Genomic DNA, 22308 nt, shown 5'->3' with positions numbered 1-22308 from the left:
TTTATTGTGACTGGGGGAGGAACGGCATGTCCATGCGACTCAAAGACGAGGATCGCGCTGTTTTGGAGGCGGTCGCCTCGGACGGCGGGCGGATCATCGACCGGGCGGTGGCCTGGTGCTCAATAAACTCCGGCAGTCTCCACCTGGCGGGGCTGGAGCGGCAAAGGCAGGTTCTGCTCGACGCGGTCTCGGCGCTGCCGGGCGCGCCGACCGAGATTCCCCTGGCGGCGTCCGAGGTGATCGGCCCCGACGGCCGGGTCGGCGAACAGCACCACACGCCCGCCATAGCCGTCGTCGTGCGCCCCGAGGCGCCACTGCAGGTCGTGCTGACCGGCCACTACGACACTGTCTATCCCGAGACCAGCGGCTTCCAGACCGTGACGACGCGCCCCGACGGCGCGCTGCACGGGCCGGGCATCGCCGACATGAAGGGCGGGATCAGTGTCATGCTGGCGGCGCTGGAAGCGTTCGAACGCCACCCCGACGCCGCCAAGGTCGGCTATCGTGTGCTGCTGTCGCCCGATGAGGAGATCGGCTCAATCGCTTCGGGCCCGATCCTCAGCGATTTCGCCCGGCTAGGCCATGTGGGCCTGACCTATGAACCGGCCCTGGCGGACGGTTCGCTGGCCTCGTCGCGCAAGGGATCGGGCAACTTCCATATCGTCGTGCATGGCAAGGCGGCCCATGCCGGTCGCGACTTCGGCGCTGGCCGCAACGCCGTGATCGGCGCGGCGCGGATCGCCGAAGCCCTGCACGGGCTCAACGGCCAGCGCGACGGCGTCACCGTCAATGTGGCCCGCATCGACGGCGGAGCCCCGCTGAACATGGTGCCCGATGTCGCCATCGCCCGGTTCAACGTGCGCTTCCCGGATGCCGAGGCGGCCGCATGGTTCGAGGCCCAGGTCGCCCGCATCGTCGATGAGCCGCGCGAGGGCCTGCACATCCATTTGCACGGCCTGATCACCCGCGGCGCCAAGCCCTTCAACGCCGCCCAGCAGCGCCTGTTCGGCGCGGTCAAGGAAGCAGGCGCCTTGCTGGGTCAGGAGATCGCCTGGAAGCCTTCCGGCGGTGTCTGCGAGGGCAACAACCTGTTCGCCTCGGGCCTTCCCAATGTCGATACCCTGGGCGTGCGTGGCGGCGACATCCACAGCGAGGCCGAGCACGCCTGGCCTGAAAGCTTTGTTGAGCGCGCCCAGCTCTCGGCCCTGATCCTGATGAAACTGGCCAGCGGCGAGATCGACGGACGATCGATCCGCGCAGCCATGGAGACCCATTGATGCTTGTCGTCCGTCCCGCCGGTCCCTCCGACTTTGACGCCTTGATGGAACTGGCCGTGCTCTCGGGCAGGGGCTTCACCAGCCTGCCCGAGGACGAGCAGACCCTGCGTTCGCGTCTCGCCCTGTCGCAGAGCAGCTTCCAGGCTGAGTGCGCCGCGCCCGAGGCCTGGTACACCCTGATGCTTGAAGACCTGGACGCCGGCGATGTCATCGGCGTGGCCGGGGTCAAGGCCGGCGTGGGCCTCAAGCGTCCGCACTTCTCGTTCCGCGTCGTGACTCTGGCCCAGTCGTCGCCGACCCTGGGCAAGCGTTTCGATCATCGGGCCCTGGTGCTGGTCAATGAGTGCGCCGGCTGGTCGGAGGTCGGGTCGCTGTTCCTCAAACCCGAACGCCGCAAGGGTGGGGCGGGGCGGCTGCTGGCCCAGTCGCGCTACATGCTGATCGGGCTGGAGCCACAGCGCTTCGCCGAGATGGTGCTGGCCGAGCTGCGTGGCTGGTTCGACGAGGACGGCGGCTGTCCGTTCTGGGACCACGTGGCCAACAAATTTTTCCGTCTGGGTTTCGACGAGGCCGACATGATGAGCGCCTCGACCGACGGCCAGTTCATCCTCGACCTGGCCCCGCGCCATCCGATCTATGCCGAGCTGTTGCCCAAGGAGGCGCGCGACGTGCTGGGCCGCGTACACCGCGAGGGCGAGGCGGCGCGGGCCATGCTGGAGACCGAGGGCTTCCGCTATCAGGGCCTGATCGACATCTTCGACGCGGGTCCCACCGTGGCGGCCCGGCGCGATGACATCAAGACCGTCCGCGATGCGCGGCGGCTTCGCCTCAAGCTGGGCGAGGACGCCTATGGCGAGGAGGCGCTGGTCTCAACCGGCGAGATCGGCAAGTTCCGGGCCGTGCGCGCGCCGGTGCTGATCGACGGCGAAACGGCGATCCTGGGGCGCGATGCGGCCCAGGCGCTGCAACTTTCCGAAGGTGACATGGTGCGGGTGAAGGCATGAGCGGCGGGGTGTTTATTGACGGCGTCTGGCGCGCGGGCGCCGGGCCTGAAGCGGTCTCGATCGATCCCACTACGGGCGAGATAATCTGGCGCGAGGCGACGGCTTCACAGGCCGATGTGGCCATGGCTGTGGCGGCCGCGCGGCGCGCCTTTCCGTCGTGGGCTGACCGCCCGCGCGAGGACCGCATCGCCATCCTGCGTCGCTACAAGGAGATCCTGGTCGAGCGCACGGGCGCCTTCGCCGAAGCTCTGAGCCGCGAGACCGGCAAGGCGCTGTGGGAAACCAAGGCCGAGCTGGGTTCGATGGCGGGCAAGGTCGATCTGTCCATCAAGGCCTATGACGAGCGTACCGGCGGTCTCGACAACGCCATGCCATTCGGCCGGGCCGTGTTGCGTCACCGCGCCCATGGCGTGATGGCGGTGCTGGGGCCGTTCAACTTTCCCGGACACCTGCCCAACGGCCATATCGTGCCGGCCCTGCTTGCGGGTGACACGGTGGTGTTCAAGCCCTCGGAAGAGACGCCGCTGGCCGGTCAGCTGCTGGTCTCGGCCCTTGAGGAAGCGGGTGTTCCGGCGGGCGTGATCAACCTCGTTCAGGGTGGTCGCGAGACCGGCCAGGCTCTGATCGCCGAGGAGATCGACGGTCTGCTGTTCACCGGCTCGGCGCAGGCCGGGGCGTTCTTCCGGCGCCATTTCGCCGATCGACCCGATGTGATCCTGGCGCTGGAGCTGGGCGGCAATAATCCGCTGGTGGTCTGGGACGCCGGCGACGCGCAGGCCGCTGCGGCCCTGGTCGTACAGTCGGCCTTCATCACCACCGGCCAGCGCTGTTCCTGCGCGCGTCGCCTGATCGTCTCGGATGACGCGGCGGGCAGGGCCGTGATCGAGGCGGTGGCGGCCCTGTCGGATCGCCTGACCGCTGGTCCCTGGAACGGCGCCAGCGAGCCCTTCATGGGCCCGTTGATCTCGGCCCGCGCCGCTGCGCTCGCCAAGGCCGGCGCCGAGGCGCTGGGCGGCCAGCGTATCCGGACACTGGGTGCGATTGAGGGCTTGAGTGACGCCTTCGTATCGCCCGGCTTCGTGGATGTCACGGGCGTCGAGGTGGCCGATGAGGAGCTGTTCGCGCCGCTGCTACAGGTCCGGAGGGTCGCCAGCTTTGACGAGGCGATCGCCGCGGCCAACGCAACCCGTTACGGTTTGTCGGCAGGTCTTATTTCAAATCAATCAGAGCTTTGGGGTCATTTCCTCAACCGTATTCGCGCGGGCGTGGTCAACTGGAACCGGCCGACGACCGGGGCGGCGGGCTCCATGCCGTTTGGCGGGCTGGGCGCGTCGGGCAATCATCGGCCCAGCGCCTATTATGCGGCCGACTATTGCGCCTATCCGGTGGCCAGTTTCGAGGCTGATGCTGTGCGCGACACCCTCGGCGATATCAAGGGCTTGCGACCATGAGTTCAGCGATCGAAGCCAATTGCGACGGCCTGGTCGGGCCGACCCATTCCTATGTCGGCCTGTCGCCCGGCAACCTGGCCAGCCAGAAGAACGCGGGCGAGGTGTCCAACCCGCGTGGTGCGGCGCTGGAAGGCCTTGGCAAGATGCGCATGCTGGCCGATCTGGGCGTGCCGCAGTTCGCTCTGCCGCCGCATGAGCGCCCGGACGTAAGCCTACTGAAGTCGCTGGGTTTTTCCGGCTCAGATGGCGCAGTTCTGGAACGCGCCTGGAAGGAAGCGCCGGCCCTGGCCTCGGCTGTTTGCTCGGCGTCGCCGATGTGGGCCGCCAATGCCGCGACGGTGACGCCCAGCGCCGATACGGCCGATGGCCGGGTGCACTTCACGCCGGCCAACCTGCTGACCAATCTGCATCGCAGCCTGGAAGGTCCGCAGACGACGCGCAGCCTGCGCCGCCTGTTTCCGGACGAAGCCCGTTTCGCGGTCCATGAGCCGCTGCCGGCCCAGCCGCACTTCGCCGACGAGGGCGCGGCCAATCATGTGCGACTTTGCGCCGAACACGGGGCGCCAGGCGTCAACATGTTCGTCTGGGGTCGCGAGGCCTGGGAGCATTGGGACGGTCGCTATCCTGCCCGCCAGACCCGCGAGGCCTTCGAGGCCGTCGAGCGTCGCCACGGCGCTGCGCGGGCGATCTTTCCGCGTCAAGGCAAGGCGGCGATCAATGGCGGGGCGTTCCACAACGACGTCGTCTGCGTGGGCACCCGTGAGTGCCTGTTCTTCCACGAGCGCGCTTTCGAGGATCGCGCCGGCATGGAGGCCTCGGTTCGCGCTGCCGCCGAGGGCCTGTTCGAGCCGGCCTTCGTGGAGGTCTCCGAGCCCGACCTGCCGATGGCTGACCTGGTGGCCAGCTATCTGTTCAATTCGCAGCTGCTGGTCATCCCCGGCGAGGCTCGCCTGGTGTTGCTGGCCCCGGCCGAGACCCGCGATAATCCCCGCGCCTTTGCCGTGGCCGAGAGCCTGGCGACGTCGAACGGCCCGATCGGAAGGGTCGACTATGTCGATGTCCGTCAGAGCATGCGCAACGGCGGCGGACCCGCCTGCCTGCGCCTGCGGGTGGTGCTGACCGAGCAAGAACTGGCGGCGACCAATCCCGCCCAGCGGTTCGACGCGGCCCTGCATGCGCGCCTCCAAGACTGGGTCGAGCGCCGCTATCGCGACCGCCTGGCGTCGGTCGACCTGGCTGACCCGGCCCTGCTGACCGAGGTGCGCGAGGCGCTGGACGAGCTGACGGGCATCCTTGACCTGGGCGGTGATTTCTATCCGTTCCAGAGGGTCGCGTGAGCTTCCAGGTCCGGACGGCGACGCCTGACGACGTCATGGCGCTGGTCGACCTGCACCGCGCCGTTGCGGCTGTTCCCGATGGTCTGGCGCGCCGTCCCGACGAGATCACGCGGGACTATGTCGAGCGGTTCCTCGCCGGGATCAGCTTCGTGGCCGTTGGCCCCGATGGCGCGATCTGGGGTGAGATCCATGCCGGCCGCGAGACCGTGGCGCTGTTCGCCCATGTGCTGTCCAACCTGACCGTCGCCGTCCATCCGAATCGCCAGGGCCTGGGTATCGGCTCCCGGCTGTTCGAGGCGCTGATCGCTTATGCACGAGTGATGGACCCGCCGATCCTGCGGATCGAGCTTGCGGCCGGAGCCGGCAATCCCGGCGCGATCCGGCTCTATGAGCGGCTGGGTTTCAAGCATGAGGGCCGTCAGGTCGCGCGCGGGCGCTATCCGGATGGTCGTCTGGAAGACGACATCCTGATGGGTATGATTCTCTAGCCGCGCAGGGCGGCCAGGGCTTCGGGGAAGCGGCGCGAGAGCGGGGCTTCCAGCTCACCCAGCTCGACCGCGTAGTCGCCAGAGCCCTCCGGACGCAGACCCGTGACCTTGGCCTTGTTGACCAGCCACGAGCGGTGGCTGCGCACGAAGCCATGCTCGGTCAGGTCGGTCTGGACCGAGGCTAGCGGGGTGCGCATCAGCGGTCGACGGCTGTCGACCAGTACGAATTCCACATAGTTGCCGGCCGAGCGCACGGCGAGAATGTCGTCGATGGGCACCCGCATCAGCCGCGCGCCATCCTGGATGTCGAAGGTCGCCAAGGCAGGCGAGGCGAGGGCGGAGGCCTGCTGGCGGCCATGTCGCAGCGACAGGAAGAAGATGATCCAGGCGGCGCCGTAGGCGAGCACGTCCTTGCGGAACTCGTAGGGGAACTCGCTGGAGAGGTCGCCGAAATCGTAGGTCTGCTGCAGGACGACCAGATAGGCCAGCTTCCGCAGCGCCACGAAGCCCGCCACATGCAGGGCCGAATAGGCCAGGACCGCGACGAGATGGACCGGCGCGGCCTGCCACCACAGCGGGCGGTTGCGATGGCTCCAGAGCGCGACAGCGGCCGGAATGGCGAAGATCGCCAGGGTGATCAGCGCGCTGCTGCCTTCCCAGAGGGCGGGAAACAAGGGCGCCAGATCGGGATCGTCGTGCTGGATCGTCAGGACGTTGACGACGCAGATGGTGGCAATGAGGCCGATCCAGAGCAGCCAGGCCCGCAGGATCGCGCGTCGCTCTTCGCCGCTCATCCCGAAAAGCACGCCGTTTGTCCCGGCCGGTTTTCCGCTCGTCCCCGGTAAGGCCCGCCGATCCCGAGGCTCTTGGCTGAGCCGGGCGTCGCGGGGCACGACCTGTGCATCCCTTTTCAAGCCGGGCGCCTCTTCATGACCACGACCGCTGCATCCTTTGACCGTCGCTACGACCTGGACTGGATCCGGGTCGGGGCGTTTTTCCTCCTGATTCTGTACCACGTCGGCATGTTCTACGTACCGTGGGAGTGGCACGTGAAGACGCCGCATCCGGTCGAGGCCATCGAGCCCTTGATGCAACTGACCAATCCCTGGCGGCTGACCCTGCTGTTCCTCGTTTCCGGCGCCGCGACCCGGTTCATGGCCGACAAGGTCAGCGTCGGGAAGCTGACCGGCGCGCGGATCGCCCGGCTGCTGCCACCGCTGGTCTTCGCCATGTTCGTGATTGTGCCGCCCCAGTCCTATTACGAGATCCTGGAGGCGGCGGCGGCGAGTCCGGCCGCCGGGCTCGTTGTCGATCCCTATGGCGCGTTCTGGGTGAAGTACGCCACCGCGTCCGGGAACTGGTGCGACGCCGACGGCTGCCTGATCACGCCGACCTGGAACCACATGTGGTTCGTGGCCTATCTGCTCGTCTATTCCCTGATCCTGGCCCTGATACTGGCGCTGGTTCCCAGGCTGGGCGCCAAGCTTCAGGCCGGACTTGAGCGCGCTATGAAGGGGCCCGGCCTGCTGCTCTGGCCCATCGCTTTCCTGGCCGTGACGCGCATGTTCCTGATGCCGCTGTTCGAGGTCACCCACGCCCTGACCGACGACTGGTATAATCATGCGGTGTCTTTCCCGGCCTTCCTGCTGGGCTTTGGTCTGGCCAAATCCGAGACCCTGCGCGAACGGCTGATCCGCGCGCGCTGGCTCGCGCTCGTTCTGGCGGTTGTCTGCTGGGCGGCGTGGTCGACCTATGCCTGGATCTATCGCGCCGACGACGCCAACCCGGCTGAGGCGCTGCGGCTGGTGATGCGGTGCGTCTATTCGATCGACCAGTGGTGCGCCATCGCCGCCATCCTGGGCTTTGGCGCCAAACACCTGAACCGGGACGCGCCGGCCCTGCGCTACCTGACCCTGGCGGTGTTTCCGCTCTATATTGTCCACCAGACCCTGATCGTGGTCATCGCCCATCATCTGGCCAAGCTGAACCTGCCCCAGGGGCTGGAAGCGGCGATCCTGATCCTGGCGACCTTCGCGGGCTGCTTTGCGACCTACGAAGTCGTCCGCCGGATCCCGGGGGTGCGCTGGCTATTTGGCCTGAAGTCTCAGCCGCGCGCCGAGGCCAGCCGACCACCGGCGCTGGCATAGGACTGGGTCCCTCGCGTGAACACCGTGTCGCCGGGCAGGATCTGCGCGATACCGATGTCGCCGGCGGTGGCCAACCGGTCATAGATCGGCGCAAAGTCCTGCAATGTGACCGCCTGCAGGGTCTGGATCGAGTCGATGACGAAATAGGCCTGCTGGAAGTCGTCGATCCGGTAGGGGGTGTGCATCACCCGCTCAAGGTCAAAGCCGATGCGGTTTGGAGAGGGATCGTCGAGGGCGAAGATCGACTCGGTGCGCGAGGAAACAATGCCCGCCCCGTAGATCCGCAGGCCCTGCGGCGTCTGCATCAGGCCAAACTCGACCGTGTACCAGTACAACCGCGCCAGGTTGGCCAATCGCCCCAGTTCCAGGGCCCGCTGCCCGCCTTGGCCATAGGCCTGCATGTAGTCGGCGAACACCGGGTCGGTCAGCATCGGCACATGGCCGAACACGTCGTGGAAGATGTCGGGTTCCTGCAGGTAGTCGAGTTCATCGGGCTTGCGGATGAACTGTCCAGCGGGGAATCGGCGGTTGGCGAGGTGGTCGAAGAACACGTCGTCAGGCACGAGGCCCGGGACGGCGACCACGCTCCAGCCTGTCAGGCGCTGGAGCTCTTCATTGATCCGGGTGAAATCGGGTATCCCCGACCGGTGCAGGTCCAAGGCGTCGAGACCGCGCAGAAAGGCGTCGCAGGCACGGCCGGGCAGCATGGCCGTCTGGCGCTCATACAGCGTGATCCAGACCTCGTGCTCGGCCTGGGAATAGCTTTCCCAAGCCTGATCGATGGTCCAGTCCGCCCGGGCTCCGGGCGGCGGCGAGGGAGTAAAACCGTCAGCGCTCATACAGAGACGCTACGCCTCGTTGGCGGCAAGTATCGTTCGGAATTTGCCGAAAAGGGCAGTTATTCCGACCAGATCTTGCGTCTAGTGTGAAATCCGGGGGCGAAGCTTGTACGCGCCCTCATCGAAGGACTCGAAGATCACAGCCGTCTGGGGGTGCTGCACCGGCTCGCCGGTCTCGTCAGCCAGCAGGTTCTGCTCCGACACATAGGCGACATAGGTGTTCTCGTCGTTCTCGGCCAGCAGGTGGTAAAACGGCTGGTCCTTGAGCGGCCGGATGTCTTCGGGAATCGATTCCCACCATTCGTCGGTATTGGCGAACACAGGGTCGACGTCGAACACGACCCCCCGGAACGGAAAGATCCGGTGCTTGACCACCTGGCCGATCGCGAATTTGGCGAATCTCGAATTCATGGGCTGATGATAGCAGCCCCACCTGACTGAATCCTGAACGTAGAATTCCGCAGACGGATAACAAGGCTTCCGCCCGCTGTCGCCGCGTTGCTATGCTTGTCCTCGAAGTGAGACGCCGTGATTTGCGGCGTCTGCGAGACAAGGTGGAAAGACCATGTCGGAGGCGCCGCGCGCGCCCGACGCGTCCATCTCTTCCAGTGCGGAGAGCGGGCGGCGTCGGCGACCGCCGGGTGAGCAGTCGTGCTATGCGGCGCTCGATCTGGGCACCAATAATTGCCGCCTTCTGGTGGCGACACCGTCTCCGCGCGGATTCCGCGTCGTTGAGGCCTATTCTCGCATCGTACGCTTGGGCGAGGGCCTGTCGCAGACCGGTCGGCTGTCAGACGCGGCCATGGACCGCTCGATGGCGGCGCTGAAGGTCTGCGCGGAAAAGATCCGCCGTCGCAAGGCGATCAAGATCAAGGCTGTGGCCACCCAGGCCTGTCGCGGCGCCGACAACGGCGCGGCCTTCGTTGAGCGCGTGGCCGAGGAGACCGGTCTTCGCCTGCAGATCATCACCCCGCGCGAGGAGGCCCAGCTCTCGGTCGCCGGCTGCATGAGCCTGTTCGACCGCGATGCCGACGCCGCGCTGGTGGTGGATGTGGGCGGCGGTTCGACTGAGCTGTCCTGGGTTGATCTGAAAGGTGAGGGGCTGGACGCCAAGCCGCGTCAGTTCGCGGCCTGGAAGCTGCCGATCAAGGCCTGGCTGTCGATCCCTGTGGGCGTCGTGACCCTGGCTGAGCGTTTCCCGGAGGGCGAACGGGCCGAGGAGGGCTGGTTTCGCGCCATGGTCGATGACGTGAAGGGCCGTATCGAGGCCTTTCCGCATGCCGAGCCGATGCGGGAACTGTTCGAGCAGGACCGAGCGCATCTGGTCGGGACGTCTGGCGCGATCACCAGCCTGGCCGGCCTGCACCTGGGCTTGCAGCGCTATGACCGCAATGTCGTCGACGGGCTGTGGATGGAACGCAAGGATTGCGAGGCCGCTGCCGACCACCTGCTGGGCCTGACGGCTGCGGAACGCGCGCTGGAGCCGTGTATTGGCGCCGATCGCGCCGATCTGGTTCTGGCCGGCGCGGCGATTCTTCAAGCCGTTCAGGAGCTTTGGCCGTGTTCGCGCGTGCGTGTGGCCGATCGAGGGCTTAGAGAGGGGCTCCTGATGTCCCTGATGTCCGAACAGCAGCGTCGCCCGCGTCGGCGCCGCCGTGGCGGGGCGTCCAAGTTGAAGCCGGTGTCCGAATGACCGAAGAAGAACCGCCCCGCAAGCGCATGGTCAAGCCGCCGGCCGGCGGCACTGACGCTGGCCGCACCAAGCCCGCGCGCCTGAAGAAGACCTACGGCCGCACCACCTCGCAGCAGGCGTGGCTCGAGCGGCAGATCAACGACCCGTTCTCGGCCAAGGCCCGCGCGATGGGCTATCGCAGCCGGGCGGCCTTCAAGATCAGCGAGATCGACGAGAAGTTTGGCTTCTTCAAGAAAGGCGCTCGCGTCATCGACCTGGGGTGCGCGCCCGGCGGCTGGCTGCAGATCGCGGTCGAGCGCGGCGTCACCCAACTGGTCGGAGTCGATCTGCTTCCCGTCGACCCCGTCGAGCCTGCCCACATTCTGGAGATGGATTTCACCGACGACGCCTGCCCTTCCAAGCTGATCGAGCTGCTGGGCGGCGCGCCGGATGTGGTGCTCTCGGACATGGCGCCCAACACCGTCGGTCACCGCGAGACGGATCACCTTCGCATCGTCGGCCTGATCGAGATGGGCGCAGAGTTCGCCATTGAAGTGCTCAAGCCCGGCGGCGCCTTCGTGGCAAAGGCCTTCCAGGGGGGCGAGACCGCCGACGTCATTGCCCGCCTCAAGAAGAACTTCGACAAGGTCGTGCACTACAAGCCCAAGGCAAGTCGTGCCGACAGCTCGGAGGTATTCCTGGTGGCGACGGGGTTCCGGGGGCGGTGAGAAGGTCGGCGGGCGGCATCGAAAGCCTGGTTTCGCGACCGTTTCGCAACCTGGCGCTCTCGATTGCCTTCGTTCTGTTTGTTGCCGCGTGCGCGATCGTCGCCTACGGAGCGGCCGGCTGGCCGTTCGGCGACGCCCTCTACATGGTCACCCTGACCATCTTCACGGTCGGTTATGGCGAGGTTCGCGCGATTGACACCGACTACTTGCGCCTCGTCACCATGGCCACGATGGTGTTCGGATGCACCGGGGTCATCATTGTCACCGGCTCGCTGGTGCAGGCCCTGACCCAGACCCAACTCGAACAGTTCTTCGGTAAACGCGTGGAAAAGACTATCGAGCGGCTGGAAGGCCACACCATCATCTGTGGCTTTGGCCGGATCGGGATGATGCTGGCGGGCGAACTGGCGGCGGCCGGAGCGCCGCTGGTGATCATCGAGCGCGATGAAGCGCGCGCCCAGCACGCCCTTGAACTCGGGCATCTTTGCCGGCAAGGCGACGCGACCGACGAAGCGATGTTGAAGACCGTGCATATCGAGCGCGCCAAGGTGCTGGCCACGGTCCTGGCCGATGACGCCGACAATGTATTTATCACCCTCTCGGCGCGCAGTCTCAACTCCAAGCTGCAAATCATCGCCCGCGGGGAGCGCCCGTCGACGGAGGGCAAGCTGCTGCAGGCCGGCGCGGACCGGGTGGTGTTGCCGACACACATCGGGGCTGAACGGATCGCCGAGCTGATCCTGTTTCCTGAAATGGCCCAGATCTTCCGGGGCGGGCAGGCCAGCGGGTCGCTCGACAGGGCCCTAGACCGTCTCGGCCTGGATATCGAGATCCTGGTCGTGCCGCAGGATGTCGCCCACGGTGCATTGACGGTCGGCGAGATCGAGCGCCGTGCCCGCAGCGCCTTCCTGCTTCAGATCAATCGCCCGGACGGAACTGCCGTCACGAGGCCTCGCGCTGACCATCCCGTCGAGCCCGGAGACGGTCTTGTCTTGCTATCCAAGCTTGGACGGGGCGCATTGGACTGTCTATTCGAGGACGCGCCTTCGGCGACGGCCTAGAACGGGTCCGCTAAGTGTCTTGAGCGGCTCGACAAACCCGGACCCCGCCGCTATACCCGCGCCGCAAAATGGAGACTCCAATGGAGATTCGCGAAGGGCTCACCTTCGACGACGTTTTGCTCGAACCCGGTCCATCCGACGTCATGCCGACCCAGGTGACGACCGAGACCAAGTTCACGCGTGAAATCAGTCTGAACATCCCGCTCGTGTCCGCCGCCATGGACACGGTCACCGAAAGCCGCCTCGCCATCGCCATGGCTCAGGCCGGCGGCATGGGCATCTTGCACCGCAATATGACGGTGGACGAGCAAGCCGATCACGTGCGCGAAGTGAAGCGCTACGAAAGTGGCATGGTCATCAATCCGCTGACCATTCATCCCGACACCACCCTGGCCGAGGTCCGCGAGATCACGGCCCGTCGCAAGATCTCGGGCTTCCCGGTGGTCGAGCGCGGCTCGGGCAAGCTGGTCGGTATCCTGACCAACCGCGACATGCGCTTCGAGGGGGACGACAAGGTCCCGGCCTCGGCGATCATGACCCGCGAGAACCTGATCACGGTGCGCGAGGGCGTCGATCCCCGCGAAGCGCGCGAGCTACTGCGCAAGCACAAGATCGAGCGTCTGATCGTTGTCGACGACGGCTTCCACGCCGTCGGCCTGATCACCGTGAAAGACATCGAAAAGGCCCAGGCGCACCCTCTGGCGGCCAAGGACGATAAGGGCCGCCTGCTGGTCGGTGCGGCCTCGACGGTCGGCGACGCCGGCTTCGAGCGCTCGATGGGTCTGGTGGACGCCGGCGTCGACGTCGTGGTCATCGACACCGCCCACGGCCACTCCAGCCAGGTGACGGCCGCAGTCAGCCGTCTGAAGCGCGAAGCCAACCGCGTCCAGATCGTGGCCGGCAACATCGCCACCTACGACGCGGCTCGCGCCCTGATCGACGCCGGCGCCGATGCGGTGAAGGTCGGTATCGGACCGGGCTCGATCTGCACCACCCGCATCGTTGCGGGCGTAGGCGTGCCGCAGTTGACCGCAATCATGGAGGCCGTTCGCGCCGCCAAGGAGAGCGGAACGCCGGTCATCGCTGACGGCGGCATCAAATACTCGGGCGATTTGGCCAAGGCCATCGCCGCCGGCGCCAGCACGGCCATGATGGGCTCGATGTTCGCCGGCACCGAAGAGGCGCCCGGCGAGGTGTTCCTGTACCAGGGCCGTTCGTACAAGAGCTATCGCGGCATGGGCTCGGTGGGCGCCATGGCCCGCGGTTCGGCCGACCGTTACTTCCAGAAGGAAGTGACCGACAGCTTCAAGCTGGTGCCGGAAGGCATCGAGGGTCAGACGCCGTTCAAGGGCGCCATCGCTCCGGTGCTGCACCAGCTGGTCGGCGGTCTTCGCGCCGCCATGGGCTATGTCGGCGCCCCCACGATCGCCGAGTTCCAGAGCCGCGCCCGCTTTGTGCGCATCACCGGCGCGGGCCTGCGGGAAAGTCACGTCCACGACGTGATGATCACGCGCGAGGCGCCCAACTATCCGAGCGCGGTCTAGATCATGCGGGTCGCCATCGAACTTCAGCTCCTCGCCGTCGCGGTCCTGATCGGACTGGTCCACCTGCTGTGGGCCAGCGCTGCCGCCCAACCGCAGCGGGGTCTGAAGTGGAATGTCGGCCCGCGCGACACGCCTGTCACACTCACCGGCATGGCCGGCCGGCTGGGTCGCGCGTCCGCCAATTTCCGGGAGACATTCCCGCTCTTCGCCGCCGGCGTTCTGGCCGTCTATCTGTCCGGTCGTATCGGCTTCGTCTCGGCCCATGGCGCTCTGCTCTATGTCGTCGCGCGGGCGATCTACCTGCCGCTTTATGCCTTCGGTGTCCCTGTCGCGCGCAGCCTTGTGTGGGTGGCGTCGATGATTGGTCTCGGGATGGTCCTTGCGGCCATGGTGGTCTGAGACCATGCGGGACGGTGGACGGGTTTCAGCCGCGATCGAGGTTCTGGCCGAGATCGAGGCGCGGCATTTTCCGGTAAAGATGGCGCTCAAGCGCTGGGGCGAGAGCGCGCGCTATGCCGGCTCCAAGGACCGGGCCTTCGTGTCCGGCCTGGTGCTGGACGCCCTGCGCCGAAAGCGCTCCCTGGGCTTCATGATGGGCGACAGCAGCGCGCGCGGCGTGGTGCTGGGCGTCCTGGCCCACGTCTGGAGCTGGTCGCCCGAGCGCGTCGCAGAGGCGGTGGGCGAAGAGCATGGCGCAGGCGCTCTGGCCGAGGCCGAGATCAAGGCCCTGACGACGCCGGCCTCGCTGGATGACGCGCCGGCGCCGGTGGCCGGCGACTATCCCGACTGGCTTGAGCCCTTCCTGGCCCGAGCCCTCGGCGACAGCGTTCGCAGCGAGATGGCGGCCCTGTCGCAGCGGGCTCCCGTCGATCTGCGGATCAACACCATCAAGACTGACGCCGAGCGCGGCGCCAAGGCCGTCGCCCTGATCGGCGGCGAGCCGGCCGGCGTTCTGGAAAACGCCTTCCGCATTCCAGCGCCCCAGGCCGCCGACCGCACGCCCTCAGTCGAGGCCGTTCCGGCCTTCTCCAAGGGCTGGTTCGAGGTGCAGGACCTGGGCTCCCAGATCGCCGCCACGATGGCCGGCGAGATCAAGGGCAAGCAGGTTCTGGACTTCTGCGCCGGCGGCGGCGGCAAGACGCTGGCCCTGGCGGCGGCGATGGGCAACACCGGCCAGATCTTCGCCCATGACAGCGATGCCCGCCGCCTTGCCGACACGATCCGCCGCAGCCAGAGGGCTGGGGTTCGCAACCTGCAGATCCGCTCGCCGATCGAAGCCGAACCCCTGAAGGGCCTTGAGGGCAAGCTGGACGTCGTCTTCGTCGATGCGCCCTGCACCGGCTCAGGCACCTGGCGCCGCCATCCTGACGCCAAGTGGCGTCTGTCGCCCGACCAGCTGGCCAAGCGCCAGATCGAGCAGGACAGCGTGCTGATCGACGCCGCTGACTTCGTGAAGGTCGGCGGACGACTGGTCTACGTGACCTGCTCGCTGCTGATCGAGGAGAACGAGGATCGCGTCGCCGCCTTCCTGGCGCGTCGGCCCGACTTTGTTGTCAAGCCGATCGCCTTCGAGGCCATTGCCGACCATGTCAGCGCCCAGGGCTACCTGCGCCTGACCCCGCACACCGCTGGCACGGATGGCTTCTTCGCCGCCGTGCTGGAACGAACATAAGATCCTTCTCCCCTTGTGGGAGAAGGTGGCCGCGTAGCGGTCGGATGAGGGGTTTCTCGGCGCTCGACAAGTCGCCGACCGTCCGACGCAGGCGCGACCCCTCATCCGTCAGCCTGCGGCTGACACCTTCTCCTGCACGGGGAGAAGGGCAGACTATTCGAACGCCGGAGACCCATCGCCCATGACCGCCCCCGTCCATCACCAGCGCGTTCTGATCGTCGATTTCGGCAGCCAGGTGACCCAGCTGATCGCCCGCCGGGTGCGCGAGGCGGGCGTCTATTGCGAGATCCATCCGTTCGACAAGGCCGAGGCCCTGGTCGATGACTACGCGCCTTCGGCCATCATCCTGTCGGGCGGCCCGGCCAGCGTGCTGGAGGCCGACAGCCCCCGCATCGGCAAGAAGCTGTTCGATCTTGGCGTGCCGCTGCTGGCCATCTGCTATGGCCAACAACTGCTTTGCGACGTGCTGGGCGGCAAGGTCGAGGGCGGCCACGCTGGCGAGTTCGGTCGCGCTGAACTAACCATCGGCAAGCAAAGCCCGCTGTTCGAGGGCCTGGCCGGTGTCGGCGAGCTGGAAACCGTCTGGATGAGCCACGGCGACCGCGTCACCGCCATCCCGGAAGGTTTCGAGGTCATTGCCACCTCGCACGGCGCGCCCTTTGCCGCCATCGCTGACGACGCCCGCAAGATCTATGCGGTGCAGTTCCACCCCGAGGTGGTCCACACCGTCAACGGCACGCAGGTCTATCGCAACTTCCTGAAGCTGGCCGGCCTGAAGGGCGACTGGACCATGGCGTCGTTCCGCCAGGAGATGGTCGGCAAGATCCGCGCCCAGGTCGGGACCGGCAAGGTGATCTGCGGCCTGTCGGGCGGCGTCGACAGCTCGGTCGCGGCTGTGCTGATCCACGAAGCGATCGGCACCCAGCTGACCTGCGTCTTCGTCGATACCGGCCTGCTGCGCCACAACGAGGCCGATCAGGTCGTCACCCTGTTCCGCGACCACTACAACATCCCGCTGGTCCACGTGGATGCCGGGGCCGAGTTCCTGGGGGCGCTGGCGGGCGTCAGCGATCCGGAGACCAAGCGCAAGATCATCGGCGGCAAGTTCATCGACATCTTCGACCGCGAGGCGGCCAAGATCGACGGCGCCGACTTCCTGGCCCAGGGCACGCTGTACCCTGACGTGGTCGAAAGCGTTTCGGCGCGCGGCGGCCCGTCGGCGGTGATCAAGAGCCACCACAATGTCGGCGGTCTGCCCGACTTCATGAAGCTGAAGCTAGTCGAACCTTTGCGCGAGCTCTTCAAGGACGAGGTCCGCGCCCTGGGCGTCGAGCTGGGCCTGGCTCCGGCCTTCGTCGGCCGCCACCCGTTCCCCGGCCCCGGCCTGGCCATCCGCATCCCCGGCGACATCACGCCCGAGAAGGTCGCCGTGCTGCAACAGGCCGACGCCATCTATCTGGAGGCCATCCGCGAGGCCGGCCTTTACGACAAGATCTGGCAGGCCTTCGCCGTGCTTCTGCCGGTCAAGACGGTTGGCGTGATGGGCGACGCCCGCACCTATGAGAACGTTCTGGCCCTGCGCGCCGTGACCTCCACCGATGGCATGACGGCCGACTTCTTCGAATTTCCGTGGGACGTGCTGGGCAAGACCGCCACCCGGATCATCAATGAGGTCCGGGGCGTCAACCGCGTCGTCTATGACGTGACGTCGAAGCCTCCCGGCACGATTGAGTGGGAGTGACGGGGCGTTGCTGTAAGCAAGGTTCGGCGCGCCCGCTTTAGGACCCGGCCAACGTCACACCCTGAGAACAGGAGCGCCGTTGCGGGACCGCTTACAGCCAAGACCGCCTACCGGTTCTGGCGGACAAGGACGCCGTCCTTGCCCGCTGAAATCTAAACCGGCTCGGGTCCGACGGACCTATGCGAACACGGCTTCCTTCAGGCGATCAACTCGTACGCCGGCAGGGTCAGGAACTCCTCCAGCGTCTCGGACAGGGCCATCCGTGAGAACAGCAGGGCGGCCTCCTCCAGGCGCGGCGAGGCGAAGTCGCGGCGCAGGCCGTCCATCTCGTCGGTCAGCAGGCTGATGAACAATTGCGAAGTGATCTCGCGGCCGTCGTCGAGATCGGCGCCCAGCTTGATCCACTGCCACAGCTGGGTGCGGCAGATCTCGGCCGTGGCTGCGTCTTCCATCAGGTTGTAGAGCGGCACCGCGCCCCGGCCTTCGATCCAGGCCTGGGTGTAACGCACGCCAACCCGGATGTTCTCGCGCACGCCCGCCTCGGTGCGGACGCCCTCGTGCAGTTCCAGCATCTGGGGCTGGGTGATGGTCAGGTCGGCCAGGCGCTTGTCCAGCTGGTTGGGCGTCGGCATCAGGCGGTCGAAGACCTCCATGGCCACGGGAACCAGATCGGGGTGAGCGACCCAGGTGCCGTCGTGACCGGCGCCGGCCTCGCGTTCCTTGTCCGCGCGAACCTTGGCGAAGGCGGCCTGGTTGGCGGCCTCGTCGCCCTTGATCGGGATCTGGGCGGCCATGCCGCCCATGGCGAAGGCGCCGCGCCGGTGGCAGGTCTGGATCAGCTTCAGCGAATAGGCGCCCAGGAAGGCCTTGCCCATCACCATGGCCGAGCGGTCCGGCGTCAGGAAATCTGGGCGACGGCCCAGGCGCTTGATGAACGAGAAGATGTAGTCCCAGCGGCCGCAGTTGAGGCCGGCCATGTGGTCGCGCAGCTCAAAGATGATTTCGTCCATCTCGAAGGCGGCGGGGATGGTCTCGATCAGCACCGTGGCCTTGATCGTGCCATTGGCGATGCCCAGCGCGGCCTGGGCGTGGACAAACACCTCGTTCCACAGGCGCGCCTCCAGATGGCTCTCCAGTTTGGGCAGATAGAAGTAGGGGCCCGAGCCTTGCGCCAGCGACGCCTTGGCGTTGTGGAAGAAGTACAGGCCGAAATCGAACAAGGCTCCGCTGACGGGCAGGCCATCGACCTCCATGTGGCGTTCAGGCAGATGCCAGCCACGCGGACGAATGACGAGGACGGCGGGGTTGGCTCCCAGCGCGTAGCTCTTGCCGGACTTGGGATCCACATGGGTCAGCGCGCCGGCCCAGCGGTCCTTCAGATTGACCTGGCCCTCGATCAGGTTGGCCCAGGTCGGAGAGGTGGCGTCCTCGAAGTCGGCCATGAACACCTTGGCCCCACAGTTGAGGGCGTTGATGATCATCTTGCGATCGACGGGGCCGGTGATCTCGACGCGGCGGTCTTGCAGGTCCGCCGGGATCGGGGCCACGGTCCAGTCGGCTGACCGGATGTCGGCCGTTTCGGCCAGGAAGTCCGGAGCTTCGCCGGCGTCGAAGAGGACCTGGCGAGCGACCCGCGCCGCCAGCAGTTCACGACGACGCGCGTCAAACCGACGGTGCAGGTCAGCCACGAAGGCCAGGGCCTCGGGGGTCAGGATCTCTACCGCGCGACCCTCGACAGGGCCTGTGATCTCAATGTGGGCGGCGATGTCGAGGGGCATGGAGAGATCCTGTAGTCAGAAGTCGTCGTTGTGGCCGTTAGGATAGGGTCAGGCGCTCTCTTGCGCGCCCTTGGGTCGGACCGTGGGAACAATCTGGTCGCCCCAGTTGCCCGCGCCGTCATGGAAGCGGGAAGACCGAACCAGTTCCACCGAATAGCCGGCGTCGATGGCGCGCCGAACCGCTTCGTTCAGACGGTGCGAGGCTTCCGCCACCCGGTCAACCGCGCGTTCCTGCGCGGTCGGGTTGGGCATGGCGGCGGGGGTGAAGGCGGGAGCAGACATGGGGCAGTCCTCCTATCGATGGGGTTGGTCGAGACCTATTCGGCCGCGAACTGGTTCATGGTGTTGCCGTGGCCGCCGGCCTTCAGGGCGCGCTCTCCGGCGACCATTTCCTTGAAGGTGTCGCCCAGATCCGAGCCGACCTCGTGCTGGTGCTTGACGGCCGAGACGCCGCGGCGGATTTCCTCGCGCTGCACCGAATTGACATAGGCCTTCATCTTGTCATCGCCGAAATAGCCGCGCGACAGCTCGTCCATGCTCTTGGCGGTCAGATGGAAGGTCGGCAGCGTGATCAGGTTGTGGAACACACCGGCGCGGGCGGAGATGTCGGTCTGGAAGGCGGCCAGGCGGGCGTCGGTCTCGCGGCCCAGGTCGGCGTCGTCATAGTCGGCCGACATCAGGGCGTTGCCTTCAGGATAGGAGTCGGCGTGGATCTTGCCCTCGGCGATCCACTGCTCGCGCACCTGGCGGCGCAGGTTCAGGGTCCAGTTGAACGATGGCGAGTTGTTGTAGGTCAGCTTGGCATTGGGCACGACCTTGCGGATTTCCGAGACCATTGAGGCGATCTCGTCGACATTGGGGGTGTCGGTTTCAATCCACAGCAGATCAGCGCCGCCCTGGGTCAGCGAGGCGATGCAGTCCTCGATCACGCGAGCTCGGCCGGTCCCGTCTTGGAAGGCGAAGAGGCCGTTGGGCATGCGCACCGGCTTTTCAAACTGGCCGCCGCGATAGAGCGCCAGTTCGCCCGGCAGGATCGGATTGTCCGGCGTGATGGCTTCGGTCTTCAGCCACTTGATGTAGTCGCTGGCCAGATCGCCAGGCTCCTGGCTGACGGGCACTTTCTGGGTGAGGCCGGCGCCCAGGCTATCGGTACGGGCGACGATGACGCCCTCGTCGACGCCCAGTTCCTCGAAGGCCAGGCGGCACGCGCGCAGCTTTTCGATGAAATCCTCGCGCGGCACGGTGACCTTGCCGTCCTGGTGGCCGCATTGCTTGGCGTCCGAGACCTGGTTTTCGATCTGCAGGCAGCAGGCGCCGGCCTTGATCATCTCCTTGGCCAGCAGATAGGTGGCGTTCTCGTTGCCAAAGCCCGCGTCGATGTCGGCGATGATCGGCACGACGTGGGTCTCAAAGCCGTCGATGGCTGCGATTGCAGCCTTTTCGGCCGCCTTGTCGCCGGCCTCGCGAGCGGTCTTCAGCGTCTTGAACAGGTCGTTGATCGCGACCTCGTCAGCCTGGCGCAGCGAGACGTAGATCTCTTCGATCAGATCAACGACGGCGGTCTTCTCATGCATCGACTGGTCGGGCAGATGGCCGAAGCGGTTACGCAGGCCCGCGACCATCCAGCCGGAGAGATAGACATAGGCGCCCTTGGTGGTGCCACGCAGACGTTTGACCGACTTGATCATCTGCTGGGCGTGGAACCCCGACCAGCACCCCAGCGACTGGGTGAACTTGCTGCTATCGGCGTCGTATGCCGCCATATCGGCTCGCATGACGGTTGCCATTTCGCGGGCGATGTCCAGGTGGGTCGAGAAGGTGTTTTGCAGCTTCAACTGAATGATGTCGTCGATGCCGACGCCGCCTGGCGTCACGCCCTGCGGATAGCGGGCCAGGACGGCTTCGCGGTGTTGAGCGTAGGTTTTGCGCAGCGTCATTGGTCTGATCCCCATCGGCGGCCAACCGCTGGGCGGTCGGAGAAAAAGTTTGTAAGGAGAGCTAGCGGCGCGACAGCTCGGACGTCGAACCTATTGAAGGCAATTTGTCACAGTCCGACTTTGTGTTTTGTGTAAACTTGTGACAAGTTGACAGAATGGCGACACATGACAAAAAGCTGTTTCTCGGTGGCAGGCTAAAGCGGCTTCGCCGCGACATGGGCGTCACCCAGAGCCGCATGGCCGAGAACCTGGGCGTTTCGGCCAGTTATCTGAACTTGTTGGAGCGCAATCAGCGGCCGGTCACGGCCCAGATTCTGCTGCGTCTGGCCGACGCCTATGATCTCGACTTGCGAAGCCTGTCGGCGGACGATCCCGGGGGCGGGGCAGGGCTGGAGGAGATACTCGCCGACCGGATGTTCGCCGATCTGGGGGTCAGTCGGCATGAGGCGGCCGAGGTCGCCGAGTTGTCGCCGGGCATGGCCGAGGCCATGTCGCGTCTCTATCGCGCCTATCTGGATCGGGGCCGTCTGATTGATCTGGGTGTGTTTGAGCGGCCGGATGGCTCAGTGACGTCCTCATCTCAGACTTCGACCGATTGGGTACGCGATCTGGTCGGATCACAGCGTAACCATTTCGCCGAACTGGAGACGGCGGCCGAGGCCATCGTTGCGGCCATGAAGGCTGATCATCAGGATCTTGGGCCGGCTGTGCGGGCGCGGTTGTTGGAGCGCTTCGAGATCCAGGCGCGGGTCATGCCGGTAGAGGCTATGGCCAGTTCGCTGCGTCGCTATGACCATCACCGCAAGCGCCTGATGCTCTCCGAGACCCTGGCCCCGGCCAGCCGGATCTTCGCCATGTGCTATCAGTTGGGTCTGATGGAGGCTGACGAGACGCTGTCGACCCTGGCCGATCGTTTCCAGGCGCCGGACCGCGCCACGCGCCAGCTGCTCAAGGTGTTTCTCGGCAATTACCTGGCGGCGGCGATCATGACGCCCTACGAGCCGTTTCTGGCGGCAATGGAGGCCAGCGGCTACGACATTGAGCGGGTGCGCTCGCGTTTTGGGATCAGCTATGAGCAGGCCGCCCAGCGCCTGACCACACTTAGCCGACCCGGGTCGCGTGGAACTCCGTTCTTCATGATGCGCCTGGATGCGGCAGGGAACATCTCCAAGCGCTTCGCGGCGGGTCCATTTCCGTTCTCGCGCTTTGGCGGAGCCTGTCCGCGCTGGAACGTCCACGACAGCTTCAAGACGCCGGGACGGATCATCACCCAGGTGATCGAGACCCCGGACGGGCAGCGCTACTTCACGCTGTCGCGGACGGTGCGCCGCGTCTCGGGCCTGCAGGCCGGATTGGAAGACGAACTGGTCGTGGGGCTGGGGTGCGAGCTGAAATACGCCAGCAAGCTTGTCTATGCCCGGGGCCTCGACATGGTCTCGCCGATGACGGTCGAGATAGGCCCGTCATGCCGGATCTGCGAGCGTCCCGCCTGTCCGCAACGGGCGGCCGCCCCGATCAACAGGACCCTGCTGGTTGAGGAGTCCAGTAAGGCCCTGTCGCCGTTTCCGTTCGTGACTTGAGGCTCAGATCCAGGGCCAGACACGGCTCGTCTATCTGTAGCCGTGGCCAGCA

The 22308-nt window shown here is 66.2% G+C and carries 20 protein-coding genes; 14 read left to right on the top strand and 6 right to left on the bottom strand.

Features of this window, described 5'->3' with window-relative positions; all coding sequences use genetic code 11:
- Positions 1-32 precede the first annotated feature (32 nt).
- Genes ACN2C8_RS09515 through ACN2C8_RS09495 form a run of 5 tightly spaced genes read left to right on the top strand, consistent with a single transcriptional unit; the run spans position 33 to position 5557 of the window.
- On the top strand, positions 33-1277 hold the full coding sequence (locus ACN2C8_RS09515) for a hydrolase (RefSeq protein ID WP_419255854.1): 1245 nt from the start codon (positions 33-35) through the stop codon (positions 1275-1277).
- A complete protein-coding gene (locus tag ACN2C8_RS09510) occupies positions 1277-2281 on the top strand; it encodes an arginine N-succinyltransferase (protein WP_419255676.1) in 1005 nt (334 codons plus the stop codon). Before ACN2C8_RS09515 ends, ACN2C8_RS09510 begins: the two co-directional genes overlap by 1 nt.
- Positions 2278-3732, top strand: coding sequence for a succinylglutamate-semialdehyde dehydrogenase (gene astD / locus ACN2C8_RS09505; RefSeq protein ID WP_419255675.1), 1455 nt, complete (start codon positions 2278-2280; stop codon positions 3730-3732). Before ACN2C8_RS09510 ends, astD begins: the two co-directional genes overlap by 4 nt.
- Entirely contained in the window at positions 3729-5069 is a 1341-nt protein-coding gene (gene astB, locus ACN2C8_RS09500) for an N-succinylarginine dihydrolase (protein WP_419255674.1), read from the top strand. The genes astD and astB overlap by 4 nt, the downstream gene beginning before the upstream one ends.
- Positions 5066-5557 carry an N-acetyltransferase family protein gene (locus ACN2C8_RS09495; protein WP_419255673.1) on the top strand — a complete coding sequence of 164 codons (492 nt, stop codon included), beginning with the start codon at positions 5066-5068 and terminating at the stop codon, positions 5555-5557. Before astB ends, ACN2C8_RS09495 begins: the two co-directional genes overlap by 4 nt.
- On the opposite strand, the gene ACN2C8_RS09490 is transcribed toward ACN2C8_RS09495, so the two are convergent.
- A complete protein-coding gene (locus ACN2C8_RS09490) occupies positions 5554-6363 on the bottom strand; it encodes a LytTR family DNA-binding domain-containing protein (RefSeq protein ID WP_419255672.1) in 810 nt (269 codons plus the stop codon). The two genes, ACN2C8_RS09495 and ACN2C8_RS09490, sit on opposite strands and share 4 nt — an antisense overlap.
- A gap of 123 nt (positions 6364-6486) precedes the next feature.
- Between ACN2C8_RS09490 and ACN2C8_RS09485 the strand changes: the two genes are divergently transcribed.
- The gene (locus ACN2C8_RS09485; RefSeq protein ID WP_419255671.1) at positions 6487-7704 is read left to right on the top strand and encodes an acyltransferase family protein; all 1218 of its coding nucleotides are present in this window, start codon (positions 6487-6489) and stop codon (positions 7702-7704) included.
- Here ACN2C8_RS09485 and phhA read toward each other — a convergent pair.
- Both phhA and hspQ read right to left on the bottom strand, forming a co-directional pair.
- The gene (gene phhA / locus ACN2C8_RS09480; RefSeq protein WP_419255670.1) at positions 7662-8543 is read right to left on the bottom strand and encodes a phenylalanine 4-monooxygenase; all 882 of its coding nucleotides are present in this window, start codon (positions 8541-8543) and stop codon (positions 7662-7664) included. The two genes, ACN2C8_RS09485 and phhA, sit on opposite strands and share 43 nt — an antisense overlap.
- 81 nt (positions 8544-8624) lie before the next feature.
- Positions 8625-8954, bottom strand: a complete 330-nt coding sequence (gene hspQ, locus ACN2C8_RS09475) for a heat shock protein HspQ (RefSeq protein ID WP_419255669.1) — start codon at positions 8952-8954, stop codon at positions 8625-8627.
- A 154-nt stretch (positions 8955-9108) separates the two neighbouring features.
- On the opposite strand from hspQ, the gene ACN2C8_RS09470 reads away from it, so the two are divergent.
- The 7 genes from ACN2C8_RS09470 (at position 9109) to guaA (ending at position 16961) form a co-directional block, all read left to right on the top strand.
- On the top strand, positions 9109-10236 hold the full coding sequence (locus ACN2C8_RS09470) for a Ppx/GppA phosphatase family protein (protein WP_419255668.1): 1128 nt from the start codon (positions 9109-9111) through the stop codon (positions 10234-10236).
- Positions 10233-10943, top strand: a complete 711-nt coding sequence (locus tag ACN2C8_RS09465; RefSeq protein WP_419255667.1) for an RlmE family RNA methyltransferase — start codon at positions 10233-10235, stop codon at positions 10941-10943. Before ACN2C8_RS09470 ends, ACN2C8_RS09465 begins: the two co-directional genes overlap by 4 nt.
- A complete protein-coding gene (locus ACN2C8_RS09460) occupies positions 10940-12004 on the top strand; it encodes a potassium channel family protein (protein WP_419255666.1) in 1065 nt (354 codons plus the stop codon). Before ACN2C8_RS09465 ends, ACN2C8_RS09460 begins: the two co-directional genes overlap by 4 nt.
- 80 nt (positions 12005-12084) lie before the next feature.
- The gene (guaB, locus tag ACN2C8_RS09455) at positions 12085-13548 is read left to right on the top strand and encodes an IMP dehydrogenase (RefSeq protein ID WP_419255665.1); all 1464 of its coding nucleotides are present in this window, start codon (positions 12085-12087) and stop codon (positions 13546-13548) included.
- Positions 13549-13551: 3 nt separating this feature from the next.
- Positions 13552-13947: an MAPEG family protein gene (locus ACN2C8_RS09450; RefSeq protein ID WP_419255664.1), complete on the top strand. Its 396-nt coding sequence runs from the start codon at positions 13552-13554 to the stop codon at positions 13945-13947.
- 4 nt (positions 13948-13951) lie between these two features.
- A complete protein-coding gene (locus tag ACN2C8_RS09445) occupies positions 13952-15220 on the top strand; it encodes an RsmB/NOP family class I SAM-dependent RNA methyltransferase (RefSeq protein ID WP_419255663.1) in 1269 nt (422 codons plus the stop codon).
- 181 nt (positions 15221-15401) lie between these two features.
- Positions 15402-16961 (top strand): glutamine-hydrolyzing GMP synthase, encoded by a 1560-nt coding sequence (gene guaA / locus ACN2C8_RS09440; protein WP_419255662.1) that lies wholly within the window; start codon positions 15402-15404, stop codon positions 16959-16961.
- 197 nt (positions 16962-17158) lie between these two features.
- On the opposite strand, the gene aceB is transcribed toward guaA, so the two are convergent.
- From aceB to ACN2C8_RS09425, 3 genes are read right to left on the bottom strand one after another with little or no spacing between them, the layout of a single operon-like run.
- Complete coding sequence (gene aceB / locus ACN2C8_RS09435) at positions 17159-18739, bottom strand: malate synthase A (RefSeq protein ID WP_419255661.1); 1581 nt, start codon at positions 18737-18739, stop codon at positions 17159-17161.
- A gap of 48 nt (positions 18740-18787) precedes the next feature.
- Positions 18788-19021 (bottom strand): hypothetical protein, encoded by a 234-nt coding sequence (locus tag ACN2C8_RS09430; RefSeq protein WP_419255660.1) that lies wholly within the window; start codon positions 19019-19021, stop codon positions 18788-18790.
- Between the two features lie 35 nt (positions 19022-19056).
- Positions 19057-20676: an isocitrate lyase gene (locus tag ACN2C8_RS09425; RefSeq protein ID WP_419255659.1), complete on the bottom strand. Its 1620-nt coding sequence runs from the start codon at positions 20674-20676 to the stop codon at positions 19057-19059.
- A gap of 155 nt (positions 20677-20831) precedes the next feature.
- On the opposite strand from ACN2C8_RS09425, the gene ACN2C8_RS09420 reads away from it, so the two are divergent.
- Positions 20832-22256: a helix-turn-helix domain-containing protein gene (locus tag ACN2C8_RS09420; protein ID WP_419255658.1), complete on the top strand. Its 1425-nt coding sequence runs from the start codon at positions 20832-20834 to the stop codon at positions 22254-22256.
- Positions 22257-22308 lie beyond the last annotated feature (52 nt).

Origin of the sequence: Caulobacter sp. ErkDOM-C (genome assembly GCF_048541825.1) — a bacterium.
In the GTDB taxonomy this organism is placed as follows: Bacteria; Pseudomonadota; Alphaproteobacteria; order Caulobacterales; family Caulobacteraceae; genus Caulobacter.
Note: the sequence above shows the minus strand (reverse complement) of the source record. Positions and strands in the feature narration are given on the sequence as shown.

Coding starts and splice junctions, on each gene's coding strand:
- ACN2C8_RS09515 (WP_419255854.1), top strand. CDS start 33: ATGCGACTCAAAGACGAGGATCGCGCTGTTTTGGAGGCGGTCGCCTCG.
- ACN2C8_RS09510 (WP_419255676.1), top strand. CDS start 1,277: ATGCTTGTCGTCCGTCCCGCCGGTCCCTCCGACTTTGACGCCTTGATG.
- astD (WP_419255675.1), top strand. CDS start 2,278: ATGAGCGGCGGGGTGTTTATTGACGGCGTCTGGCGCGCGGGCGCCGGG.
- astB (WP_419255674.1), top strand. CDS start 3,729: ATGAGTTCAGCGATCGAAGCCAATTGCGACGGCCTGGTCGGGCCGACC.
- ACN2C8_RS09485 (WP_419255671.1), top strand. CDS start 6,487: ATGACCACGACCGCTGCATCCTTTGACCGTCGCTACGACCTGGACTGG.
- phhA (WP_419255670.1), bottom strand. CDS start 8,543: ATGAGCGCTGACGGTTTTACTCCCTCGCCGCCGCCCGGAGCCCGGGCG.
- hspQ (WP_419255669.1), bottom strand. CDS start 8,954: ATGAATTCGAGATTCGCCAAATTCGCGATCGGCCAGGTGGTCAAGCAC.
- ACN2C8_RS09470 (WP_419255668.1), top strand. CDS start 9,109: ATGTCGGAGGCGCCGCGCGCGCCCGACGCGTCCATCTCTTCCAGTGCG.
- ACN2C8_RS09465 (WP_419255667.1), top strand. CDS start 10,233: ATGACCGAAGAAGAACCGCCCCGCAAGCGCATGGTCAAGCCGCCGGCC.
- guaB (WP_419255665.1), top strand. CDS start 12,085: ATGGAGATTCGCGAAGGGCTCACCTTCGACGACGTTTTGCTCGAACCC.
- ACN2C8_RS09450 (WP_419255664.1), top strand. CDS start 13,552: ATGCGGGTCGCCATCGAACTTCAGCTCCTCGCCGTCGCGGTCCTGATC.
- ACN2C8_RS09445 (WP_419255663.1), top strand. CDS start 13,952: ATGCGGGACGGTGGACGGGTTTCAGCCGCGATCGAGGTTCTGGCCGAG.
- guaA (WP_419255662.1), top strand. CDS start 15,402: ATGACCGCCCCCGTCCATCACCAGCGCGTTCTGATCGTCGATTTCGGC.
- aceB (WP_419255661.1), bottom strand. CDS start 18,739: ATGCCCCTCGACATCGCCGCCCACATTGAGATCACAGGCCCTGTCGAG.
- ACN2C8_RS09430 (WP_419255660.1), bottom strand. CDS start 19,021: ATGTCTGCTCCCGCCTTCACCCCCGCCGCCATGCCCAACCCGACCGCG.
- ACN2C8_RS09425 (WP_419255659.1), bottom strand. CDS start 20,676: ATGACGCTGCGCAAAACCTACGCTCAACACCGCGAAGCCGTCCTGGCC.
- ACN2C8_RS09420 (WP_419255658.1), top strand. CDS start 20,832: ATGGCGACACATGACAAAAAGCTGTTTCTCGGTGGCAGGCTAAAGCGG.